The organism is uncultured Roseovarius sp., assembly GCF_913057115.1.
Taxonomy (GTDB): domain Bacteria; phylum Pseudomonadota; class Alphaproteobacteria; order Rhodobacterales; family Rhodobacteraceae; genus Roseovarius.
This window is the reverse complement of sequence record NZ_CAJXNN010000063.1, coordinates 1-10,990: the sequence shown is the minus strand read 5'-3', so window position 1 is coordinate 10,990 and position 10,990 is coordinate 1. Positions and strand designations below refer to the sequence as shown.

The window sequence follows — 10,990 nt, the reverse complement described above, 5'->3', positions numbered from 1 at the left end:
CCTCAAATGCGTTTGCAATTTTAGCCAACGCATCCCGACCGTTTAAGAAATCGTCTTGAAAAAGAACCTTGATGACCACACCGCAACTATTATCAATCGCAGCATTTGTATTCGCTGACGCCTGCCGTTTTAAATGACCAGTAGGGATATGCCTGACATTCAGCCCCGAGTAATCGTCGCAAAGGTTTTTGATTGCATTGTCTTCCGACTGATCCGCGACAACCACTTCGAAATTCTGAAAGTCTTGATCAGAGAGCACTTTCAGCGAATGATCCAAAAACTCGCATCCACGTCCGCCCATTTCATAGGCTGGAACACACACGCTGATATAGGGGTTGCTGGACATTAAATAATTGTTCCTTAATGATATTTTCGCCTTGGCTCCAGAGGAGGAAGGCTTTTTTCAACACGTTAGCTGGCAAGCCTAAGCCTTTCAACCACCCCAATCAGGCCTTTAACAACCAAACCCACCAACATCAAATTGGGGCAAACCACCCGCAACAGCCTTGGCACACTGCCGACACAATCCGAATCAATCTATACGGGTTTTGTGCTTTTGAGATAGATCCCTTAATGAAGTTGGGTAATAGACGAAATTTCTTTCCGCCTTCGAACGCGAGGTGCGTTTACCCCGCGCCCCTTTTTGAGCCGTCCGGCCCCAAAATCCCTCAAGGTGCTACCTCCTCCTTAAGGGCAAAGCTCCATGTCAGATGGGTTGGCTGGTGCTAGTCACGGTGTGGGCATCGATCCAGTCCAGAAGATCGCGCCGCCGATAGCGGACGGACCGGGCGGAAACCTTGATAAACTTCGGCCCGCCACCGCGTGATCGCCAGTTTTGAAGAGCGCGCACCGAGTAGCAAAGCACCTCAGCCGCTTCTTTTTCATTCATCAGTCGATCAGGATCCGTTGTGGGGTTCGCTTGCACGTCATTCGATTTCATTTGCCTAGGTATCCATATCTTTGAGTATCCGCGTTTAGCTTGTGCGGCCTTGTTGGATGGCGTGTATTGGCGCCCAGATTACTGTGCTCTAATTTGATCTCATAGACCGTCTACAAAGTCCAACATAAGTCCTGTTTATGTTGGGTTTCCTCAATGAGTAATCTCGAACTCCGGTGCCTAGGCAGGTAGATCAGTCCCAAAAGCTTTATCAGACGCGCTCTTAGCGTTGCTGCGGCATTATATTGAAAAAAGGCTCTTTAGCCACGGGGTGGAGATGCTACCGTAGAAAGCTCACCGCTGGCCTTTTCCCGCTGACATCGAAGTTTGGCGAGCTTCCCGTACCACCGTGTATTACCCTCAAGGCTGACAATTCTACCACAAACTTGAACGAAAATACCGACAATTTTGTCGGCCGCTTCAACAACCACGGTCCGCCCAGAGTTCAGAGCCCCGGTGTTTGGTCCATGGACCAAGGACCGTGATACATGGACGAAAAGCCTCAGTAACACCCGACCAGCGATTTGCATTGCGAACCTTGGACCTTGGCCCATGGGCCTTGAAGCTTGCGGCTTAATACTTGAATCTTGCCACCCGAAGCTACTGAGTTACCCATATGCAGGAGGCGCAAACAAAATTACTCCTCATAAAAATTCGGCGCTTCCAACAACAAGGCGCGATCATAGACTGCAGGAGCCCCGTTTTAGGTGGGATGGGGCCGTGCCTTGGTCCGTGGGTCGGAGGGTCAAGTGACCCCCGAGTGCGACCGTAGAGGAACGCCCCAACGTAACAATGAACGTGGCAACTTCTTAAATCCAAAACACACAGACTTACGGATTAGCCCCATATGCCTGTGATAAATTGCGGAGATTGTGGTTGCGGGAGCAGGATTAGAACCTGCGATTTTCAGGTTATGAGCCTGTCATGCTAAAGCTACGATCAAGGTTACAACTAATACGTGTATAGAATGCTGGATCAAGAAACTCACCGAGAGCGCAATGCATTGATTCATATATATTTTAATCCTTTACAATACCCCCGCCGGAGGCAACCAACATCTGCGACAGACGCAGACTGTGGGATCAGGCCGCTTGCCCATCAGTAAATTGCAGGCGCGCGAGGCGGGCGTAGAGGCCATCCTCCTTGACCAGTGCGTCATGGGTGCCGGTAGCGACAATGCGGCCTTGGTCCATCACCACGATACGGTCCGCCTTTTTCACCGTGGCAAGGCGGTGGGCGACGATGATCGTGGTTCGGGTTTGCGCCATGGCATCGACAGCTTCCTGCACCGCGCGTTCGCTTTCGGCATCAAGCGCAGAGGTGGCCTCGTCCAGCAGCAGCACAGGCGCATCGCGCAGGATGGCGCGGGCAATTGCGATACGCTGTTTCTGCCCCCCCGACAGCATTACGCCGCGTTCGCCCACAAAGGTGTCATAGCCTTTTGGCAAGGCCGTGATGAAGTCATGTGCGGCGGCGGCACGGGCGGCGGATTCGACTTCGGCGTCGGTGGCCTCTGGGCGACCGAAACGAATGTTGTCACGGGCCGAGGCCGCGAAGATCACCGGGTCTTGCGGCACCAAGGCCAGCGCCTTGCGGAACTCGCTCCGCGCCATGGTGTTGAGCGGGATACCATCGAGCGTGATTTGCCCGGCCTCAGGGTCGTAAAAGCGTTGGATCAATTGGATAACGCTGGTCTTCCCCGCGCCTGAGGGGCCCACAAGCGCCACAGTCTCACCGGGGGCCACCGTCAGGGTCACATCATCGAGCGCCGCTGTTTCCGGCCGCGATGGATAGAAGAAACGAACTTGGTCAAAACTGATCTCGCCGCGCACAGGTTCTGGGAGAGGGGCTGGATTCGCCGGATCTTGCACCCGATCCGTTGCGCGCAGCAATTCTTGCAGGCGTTCGGTGGCGCCTGCGGCGCGCTGCAATTCGCCCCAGATTTCCGACAGCGCGGCCACCGCCCCGGCCACCATGACCGAGTAGATCACGAATTGCACCAGTGCACCCGCTGTCATCTCGCCGGCGCGCACGTCGTGTGCCCCCATCCAAAGCACCCCGACAACGCCGGTAAAGACAAGGAAGATCACGATCATTGTCATGGCAGCCCGGGTGGTGATCCGCCGCCGGGCCGCATCAAAACTTTTCTCGGTCACATCGGCAAAGCGGGCGCGGCTTTGCGCTTCATGGGTAAAGGCCTGAACCGTTTGAACGCTCAGCAGCGCCTCCGAGGCATTGCCCGAGGAATTGGCGATCCAATCCTGATTTTCCCGGCTGAGCTTGCGCAGGCGACGCCCCAGGGTCAGGATCGGCACGATAATCAGCGGCACGATCAGCAGGACCATTCCCGTGAGTTTCGCCGAGGTGAAAAGCATCAAGACCAAGCCACCAATGAAGATCAACAAATTGCGCAGCGCGATGGAGACCGACGAGCCGATGACCGAAAGGATCAAGGTGGTGTCGGTGGTGATCCGGCTCAGAACCTCGCCAGTCATGATTTTTTCGTAAAAGGCGGGGCTCAGGCCGATTACGCGGTCGAAAACGGCCTTGCGGATATCGGCCACGACACGCTCACCAAGACGGGTGACAAGCGCATAGCGCAGCGCCGTGCCCAGCGCGAGAAGCGCCGCGATGCCCAAGGCGGCCGAGAAATACAAATCGAGCAGCGCGCCGTCTTCAGCCCCGAAATTATCGACCACCCGGCGCACCGCCATCGGCAGCAACAAGGAGACCGTTGCGGTCAGCACCAAGGCGAGCCCCGCCGCGACCATGAGCACCCGGTAAGGACGCATGAAAGGCCATAGCCCGGCCAGCGCGCCCAATTGCTTGGATTTCTCACGATCTTCGGTCTCTGCGCCCGATGAGGCCCTGCGCACCATGTCCTGTTTCCTTTATACGTTTCGGCAATGGTTCTTGGCCGTGCAAGCGCGCGGGGTCAAGGGGACAGATTGGCCGCATGGGCGGTATTGTAAGGGGAGGATTGGAGCGGGCGACGGGAATCGAACCCGTATCATCAGCTTGGAAGGCTGAGGTCTTACCATTACACAACGCCCGCTCAGTACGGCAGACGCATATTTGATGACAGCTTTGGGGTCAAGAGCGACCTCCCCTGCAAAGCGACGGGGCGCGCTTTTGTACGCGCGCTCTGTTCCATACAGCGAAGTGGCTAGGGCGTCAGGATGATCTTGGGGCTCGCCACGCGGCCTGCACGAATATCGGCAAAGCCTTTCGCCCCCTCGGCCAAGGCACGGCGCTCCGTCCAATCGAGCGGGCCGAGGCGCCCCTCGAAAATCGCATGTGCCGTATCGCGGAAATCCTGCGCGGTATAGGTATAGGTGCCGATGAAAGTGATCTCTTGCAGGGTCATGCGGCGGATGTCCAATCCGCCCGCCGCCTGCCCCAGACCGATATGCCCGATCACGCCACCGGGGCGCACGAGGGCCGAAGCCTGTGCGCGGGTGGCCTCAAAGCCCACTCCGTCGATCACGATGTCATAGGCGGCCTCGGGAGCCTGATCCGGGGTCAATGCGGGCAGGCCACAGTAAAGCTCAAGAAATCGGCGGCGCGGGGCATTCGGCTCTACCATCAGCACATCATTCACACCCTGCGCTTTCAGGCTGAGGGCCGCGCCCACGCCGATGGCACCACCACCCAGAACAAGCGCACGCTCGGCCCCGCCCAGCACTGCCAGCGACAGGCGCACCGTATGCCACCCACAGGCGATGGGTTCGGCCAAGGCCGCCTTGGACAGCGGCACCTCGTCCGGCACTGGCACAAGGTTGCCCTCGGGCATGGCCAGCCGTTCGGCAAAGGCCCCGTCGCGCGGCGGCATCGAGATGATCTGACGCTCAGGACACAGGTTATCCTGACCCGCAAGGCATGCGCGGCAAGTCCCGCAAGTCACAAGAGGGTTGATCGTAACCCGCTGCCCATCGCGCGGCCCGCCGGTGATCACCCCTGCCGCCTCGTGGCCAAGGATCAAGGGGGCGGGGCGGCGCTCGTCATGGCCCAGATAGGCATGCATGTCCGACCCGCATATGCCGACGCTCTCGACCCGGATCAGCACCTCCCCCTCCTTTGGCGCAGCATCAGGCACATCGCGATAGTCCAGCGCCTCGGGTCCGGTGTAGACAAGCGCCTTCATTTCGCGGTGAATCCCCCATCCACCATAAGCACCTGCCCGGTGACGTAATCCGAAGCGCGCGAACACAGGAACAGAACCGGGCCGTCAATGTCCTCGACCTCGCCGTTGCGCCCGATGCAGGTGGCCGCGGCATTGCGCGCGGCGCGCTCGGGGTCGTTGAATACCGCCGCGGTCAAATCCGTGCGGAAAAAACCGGGGCCAATGGCATTGGCGGTGATCCCATGGGGTGACCATGCCTCGGCCATGGCGCGTGTCAGTTGCGCGATACCGCCCTTGCTGGCCCCATAGGCGATCCCGCCGGGAAAGGCACGGCTGCTTTGCAGCGAGGCGAAATTCACGATCCGGCCCCAGCCTTTGTCTTTCATCGCCGGTACCAATTGCTGACTGAGGAAAAACGGCATCGTGAGGTTCAGCTCAAGCGTGCTGTCCCAACCGCCTTCGGTCACATCATCGGCCGTCTCCCGGGTATTCAAACCGGCGGCATGGATCACGATGTCGGGCGCACCGAAAGGCGCACAGACCTGCCTGACCAGATCGGTCAGCCCCTCACGATCCCCCACATCGCGCGCCACGGCGGCGGTTTCTCCACCCGCCCGCCTGCGCCAATCCGCAAGCGCCTCGGCGCGGCGGGCGACGCCCACAACTCGCGCCCCCGCTTGTGCCAGCACAGTGGCCGCGCGACGGCCCAAGCCGCCGCTGGCCCCGGTGACGCAGGCCACCTTGCCCGCAACGTCGAATAGCCCCGGCTCAGCCATTGGCGGATAGGTCGAAGTTCTCGCCCGGGAAATACTTGCGCAACCGGATGTCAGCGGTACGCGCATGGCCTTCCATGCCCTCAAGCCGCGAAATCCGCGCCGTTGCTTCGGCCACGGGTTTGCAGCCCTCCTTGGTGGCGCGCTGCCACGTGACGATCTTCATGTATTTGTGCACGCTCAACCCCCCAGTATACCGCGCCGCGCCCGAGGTGGGCAGAACGTGGTTCGTGCCACTGGCCTTGTCGCCGAAGGCCACGGTGGTTTCCTCACCCAAGAAAAGCGAGCCATAACAACTGAGCCGGTCAAGCCACCAATCCAAATCTTCGGCCTGCACGGTCAGGTGCTCGGGCGCATAGTCATCCGAGGTGGCGGCCATTTCCTCGCGGTTGGCACAAAGGATGACCTCGGCATAGTCGCGCCAGGCCGCGCGGGCATTGTCGCGGTTCACCTCGGGCAAATCCTCGATCAACCCGGGCACCAGCTCCATCACCCGCTCGGCCAAGGCGTGATCGTCCGTCACCAGCCAGACGGGCGAGTTGTAGCCATGCTCGGCCTGCCCCACCAGATCGGTCGCCACCACGTCCGGGTCGGCGGTCTCGTCGGCCAAAATCAGGCTGTCGGTCGGCCCGGCGATCATGTCGATGCCAACGCGGCCAAACAGAATGCGCTTGGCTTCGGCCACGAACTGGTTGCCGGGACCGACAAGGATATTGGCGGGCGGCAGGCCAAACAGGCCAAAACTCATGGCGGCCACGCCCTGCACTCCGCCCATGGCCAATATCGTATCGGCCCCGCACAGATCAGCTGCATAGATGATCGCTGGCGCAATGCCGACACCGGGGCGCGGCGGCGAACAGGCCACGATATGCTCACAGCCCGCCACCTTGGCGGTGGTCACGGTCATGATGGCGCTGGCGATATGGCTGTACCGCCCGCCCGGCACGTAGCAACCGGCGCCCTTCACGGGGATGCTTTTCTGCCCGGCGATCAGGCCCGGCACCACTTCTACCTCGATATCCCGCAGGGTCTCTTTCTGCGCTTGGGCAAACTGGCGCACATTGTCATGGGCAAACTGGATATCATCGCGCAGCTTTTGCGGCACCAGCGCCTTGGCCGCCTCGATCTCTTCTCGGGTCAGGATGACATTGCCGTTGTACTTGTCGAACTTGGCGGCATAGTCCAAGGCCGTCGCATCGCCCCCCTTTTCGATATCATCCAGAATTCGCTGTACCGTGTCGTGCACATCCGATGCGCCGGATTGCGAGGTCAGCGTTGCTTTCTTGAGATACTCACGGGCCATGAGAACCGTCCTGTCCGTTAGGGTGCGGGGCGCAGCCCCGGATTCGGCCCGAATGTAAGCGCTTACAAATTTCCATGCAAGCGCTTACATCCTATGGTACACAAGGGCGCAACCCGCTAAACCCTGCCCGCCCATGGACACGGATAGATGACGGACCAATCAGACCACCCCGAAAGAACAGTGCCCACGCTGGCCGATGTGGCCCAGCGTGCGGGCGTCTCAACAGCGACGGTCTCGCGCTGCCTGAACGCCCCGGCGCAAGTGGTCGAAGGCACCCGCAAGCGTGTCCTGGCCGCCGTCAACGAACTGGGCTATTCTCCCAATTTCGGTGCCCGTGCGCTCGCCGCCAAACGCACCAACACGGTGGGCGCGGTGATCCCCACCATGGATAACGCCATTTTCGCCCGTGGCCTGCAGGCATTTCAGGAGGAGTTGGGCCGCAGCGGCATCACCCTCTTGGTCGCCTCGTCGGCCTACCGCCCCGATCTGGAGGCCGAACAAATCCGCGCCCTCGTGGCGCGCGGGGCCGACGCGCTGCTGCTTATCGGCCACGATCGCGACCCCGGGGTCTACCGGTTTCTCGAAGCGCGCGGCGTGCCTGTCCTGATCACTTGGGCCTTCGACGTGAGCGCCGAAAAGCCCTCCATCGGCTTCGACAACCGCCGCGCCATGTCCGCCCTCGCCGCCGAGGTCATCGCCCAAGGCCACAGTCGGCTTGCCGCGATCACCGCGCAACAAGCCCACAACGATCGCGCCCGCGAACGGGTGAACGGCCTGCGCGACGCGATGCGCAAGGCGGGATTACGGGCCGAGAGCCTGCACCTTATAGAAACCACCTATTCGGTGGAACATGGCGCCAAGGCCATGGCCCGCCTCATGGCCATCACGCCCCGGCCTACAGCCGTGATCTGCGGCAACGACGTGCTCGCCGTGGGCGCGCTGCAAGAGGCGCAGACGATGGGCCTCAAGGTGCCGGGCGATGTCTCGGTCACCGGGTTCGACGACATCGAACTTGCCCGCGTCGTCACCCCGCAGCTGACAACCGTCCATGTGCCCCACCGTCAAATGGGACGCGAGGCCGCAAGGCATCTGGTGCAAATGATCGGCGGCACCCCCTTCTCGCAAAGCGTGGAATTGAAAACCGAGGTGCAGATGCGCGGCACACTTGGGCCACCGCCCGAAGGCTAAGCCCACTGCAAGAACCGCAGGATCTCGGCACTCACTTGTCTGGCGTGGGTCATCGGGGCCATATGGCCCGCACCGGCAATGATCGTCCGTTCGGCACGCGGCAGGCGCTTGGCAAGCCCTTCGTTGATCGCCGGGATGATATCCGGCGACTGGTTGCCCTCCATCAGCAAGACCGGCTGTGTCACACCGGCCAGAACACCAGGCTGCAACATGCCGCCCACGTCCTCGTAAAGCGCAGGGTGGCCCGCCGCGATCAGGTACATCTGATCGGCCATCGCGGCACGATGCGCCCGCGGTATGTCCGGCCAGGCCGTGCCATCGCCCCAAAGCGCCGTGAAGGCCTCGGCCGCGGCCATATCGTCACCGGCCTCAACGGCGCGGGCATAACGGCCCATGGCTGCATCAAACCGCACCTTGGCCGCCGGATCATCCGCGAAGGCCACCGCAAAGAACACCGGTTCGATCAGGATGAGCGACCGGACCAGCTCGGGCCGCATCACCGCCAGCCGCAAGGCCACCGTCGCACCGAAGGAATGGCCAATCAGATCACGCGCGCCGCCCTCGCAGAAGGTCGCGGCAATCTTCGCCGTCTCTTCCTGTATCTCGCCCGCGCCCTGCCACGGGGCGCTGCGCCCGTGACCCGGCATATCAAAGGCCGTCAGGGTCAGCGCCCCCGAGACATGACCCGCGATTCCCCCCCAACTACCCGAATGTGACAGCGAACAATGGATCGCCACCGCCTCGCGCGGGCCCTGCCCGAATGTCGTCCAATGCGTGTCATACCCCGCGCGGGCCGCCCTCGGCATCGCTCAAAGTTTGCCCTGCAAATGCAGGTCCAGATCTTCCAGACGGTCCTGCCCCCAGAAGGATTGCCCGCTATCCACCACATAAAACGGTGCCCCAAAGACATTGGCGGCCACCGCATCCTCCAGATTGGCAGCATAGGTCTCGGCCCCGCTCAAAAGCCCGCTATCGGCCAGCCCGGGATCGCATCCCGCCCTTTCCAGACAGTCCTTGATCACCGCATCCTCCGCAATGTCCCGCTCCTCGGCCCAACAGGCCCGAAGAACCCCATGTACCAAGGCACCAAGGTCACCCCCGCCAGCATTCTGCGCCGCGATAATGGCATAGGACGACGGTGCGGCATTGGTCGGCCAATGCGCTGGTTGAAGGTTGAGCGGCATCTGCAGCTTCTTGGCTTGACGCGGCAATTCCTGAGCGCGATAGGCCATCCGCGCGGGGTGCCGATCCTTCGGCGCCACGCCGCCGGTACGCGCGAAAAGCTGCATGATGTCGAGCGGCTTGTAGGTCACAGCCGCGCCATGCCGCGCCGCGATCTCCTCCAACCGCGCGCCCGCCAAATAGGCGTAAGGCGACAGAGTTGAAAAATAATACTCGATATGCGCCATTTTCGCGCCCTCCCCCATTGCACAGCTTTGCCCGACGCTACGCCCATGCTAAGCGAAGTTCAACGTTACGAATCTGTCATACCAGACCAGCCAGGGACCGCTGCCATGCCCACCACCCCCGAACCCAAACTTATCACCGGCAATGCCAACAAACCCTTGGCTCAGGCCATCGCGCGGCGCATGTCCATGCACCGAGGCGTCAACGTGGGGCTGGTCGATGCCCGAGTCGAACGCTTCAACGACCAGGAAATTTTTGTCGAGGTGTTCGAAAACGTCCGCGGCGAGGATATGTTCATTATCCAACCCACCTCGAACCCCGCCAACGACAACCTGATGGAATTGCTCATCATGGCGGATGCGCTGCGCCGGTCCTCGGCCAAGCGGATCACCGCCGTGATCCCCTACTTCGGCTACGCCCGGCAAGATCGCCGCTCCAAGGCCCGCACGCCGATTTCCGCCAAACTCGTGTCCAACATGATCGTCGAAGCAGGCATCGAACGGGTTCTGACGATGGACCTGCACGCCACCCAGATTCAGGGCTTCTTCGATATTCCCGTCGATAACCTCTATGCCGCGCCGGTTTTCGCGCTGGATATCATGACCCAGTTCAAAGGCTGCATGGAAGACGTCATGGTGGTCTCGCCCGACGTCGGCGGCGTGTCCCGGGCCCGCGAACTGGCTAAGCGGATCGAAGCGCCGCTGTCGATCGTCGACAAACGCCGCGAGAAAGCCGGTGAAGTGGCGGAAATGACCGTGATTGGCGATGTCTCGGGCAAAAAATGCATCATCGTCGATGACATCTGCGACACCGCCGGCACACTCTGCAAGGCGGCACAGGTGTTGCTCGACAACGGTGCCTCGGAGGTGCACGCCTATATCACCCACGGCGTCCTGTCCGGCCCGGCCGTCGAACGGATCACCAACTCGGTCATGAAGTCTCTCGTCATCACAGATACCATCGCCCCAACGGACCCGGTGAAAGCCGCCCCGAACATCCGCATTATCCCGACGGCGCCCGTGTTCGCTCAGGCAATTCTCAACATCTGGAACGGCACTTCGGTGTCTTCGCTTTTTGAGACCCCGACGCTAGAGCCGGTCTACGAAGGTCAGTTCAGCCACTAGAGCGTTTCCAGTTCACCTTGACTCAGAGTGCTTCACCAATGTCCCGAGAAGGCCGTAGGCTTTGCAGGGTATTGGTGATGCAATAATAACTGGAAACGCTTTAACGACGCGCCAAGCCCGTTCGAACGGGCTTGG

Annotated in this window: 10 protein-coding genes and 1 tRNA gene; 2 read left to right on the top strand and 9 right to left on the bottom strand. The window is 60.8% G+C overall.

Annotated elements, in window-relative coordinates:
• From QZ498_RS16635 to hisD, 7 genes are all read right to left on the bottom strand, one after another.
• Positions 1-346: glycosyltransferase (locus QZ498_RS16635; RefSeq protein WP_294624268.1), on the bottom strand; the 346-nt coding region annotated here is incomplete at its 3' end.
• A gap of 360 nt (positions 347-706) precedes the next feature.
• Positions 707-940, bottom strand: coding sequence for a helix-turn-helix domain-containing protein (locus QZ498_RS16630; protein WP_294624266.1), 234 nt, complete (start codon positions 938-940; stop codon positions 707-709).
• Between the two features lie 1,079 nt (positions 941-2,019).
• Positions 2,020-3,816 carry an ABC transporter transmembrane domain-containing protein gene (locus QZ498_RS16625; RefSeq protein ID WP_294624264.1) on the bottom strand — a complete coding sequence of 599 codons (1,797 nt, stop codon included), beginning with the start codon at positions 3,814-3,816 and terminating at the stop codon, positions 2,020-2,022.
• Between the two features lie 102 nt (positions 3,817-3,918).
• Positions 3,919-3,992 (bottom strand) — tRNA-Gly (locus tag QZ498_RS16620).
• Between the two features lie 111 nt (positions 3,993-4,103).
• Positions 4,104-5,081, bottom strand: coding sequence for an alcohol dehydrogenase catalytic domain-containing protein (locus QZ498_RS16615; protein WP_294624262.1), 978 nt, complete (start codon positions 5,079-5,081; stop codon positions 4,104-4,106).
• Entirely contained in the window at positions 5,078-5,836 is a 759-nt protein-coding gene (locus QZ498_RS16610; protein ID WP_294624260.1) for an SDR family oxidoreductase, read from the bottom strand. The genes QZ498_RS16615 and QZ498_RS16610 overlap by 4 nt, the downstream gene beginning before the upstream one ends.
• Entirely contained in the window at positions 5,829-7,136 is a 1,308-nt protein-coding gene (gene hisD, locus QZ498_RS16605; RefSeq protein ID WP_294624258.1) for a histidinol dehydrogenase, read from the bottom strand. The genes QZ498_RS16610 and hisD overlap by 8 nt, the downstream gene beginning before the upstream one ends.
• A 147-nt stretch (positions 7,137-7,283) precedes the next feature.
• Between hisD and QZ498_RS16600 the strand changes: the two genes are divergently transcribed.
• Positions 7,284-8,324, top strand: a complete 1,041-nt coding sequence (locus tag QZ498_RS16600) for a LacI family DNA-binding transcriptional regulator (RefSeq protein WP_294624256.1) — start codon at positions 7,284-7,286, stop codon at positions 8,322-8,324.
• Here the strand turns inward: QZ498_RS16600 and QZ498_RS16595 are convergent.
• Both QZ498_RS16595 and QZ498_RS16590 read right to left on the bottom strand, forming a co-directional pair.
• The gene (locus QZ498_RS16595; protein ID WP_294624254.1) at positions 8,321-9,130 is read right to left on the bottom strand and encodes an alpha/beta hydrolase; all 810 of its coding nucleotides are present in this window, start codon (positions 9,128-9,130) and stop codon (positions 8,321-8,323) included. The genes QZ498_RS16600 and QZ498_RS16595 overlap by 4 nt on opposite strands.
• Before the next feature lie 3 nt (positions 9,131-9,133).
• Positions 9,134-9,733 carry a 2-hydroxychromene-2-carboxylate isomerase gene (locus tag QZ498_RS16590; protein WP_294624252.1) on the bottom strand — a complete coding sequence of 200 codons (600 nt, stop codon included), beginning with the start codon at positions 9,731-9,733 and terminating at the stop codon, positions 9,134-9,136.
• Positions 9,734-9,838: 105 nt separating this feature from the next.
• Here QZ498_RS16590 and QZ498_RS16585 point away from each other — a divergent pair, with 105 nt between their 5' ends.
• Complete coding sequence (locus QZ498_RS16585) at positions 9,839-10,855, top strand: ribose-phosphate pyrophosphokinase (protein ID WP_294624250.1); 1,017 nt, start codon at positions 9,839-9,841, stop codon at positions 10,853-10,855.
• Positions 10,856-10,990 lie beyond the last annotated feature (135 nt).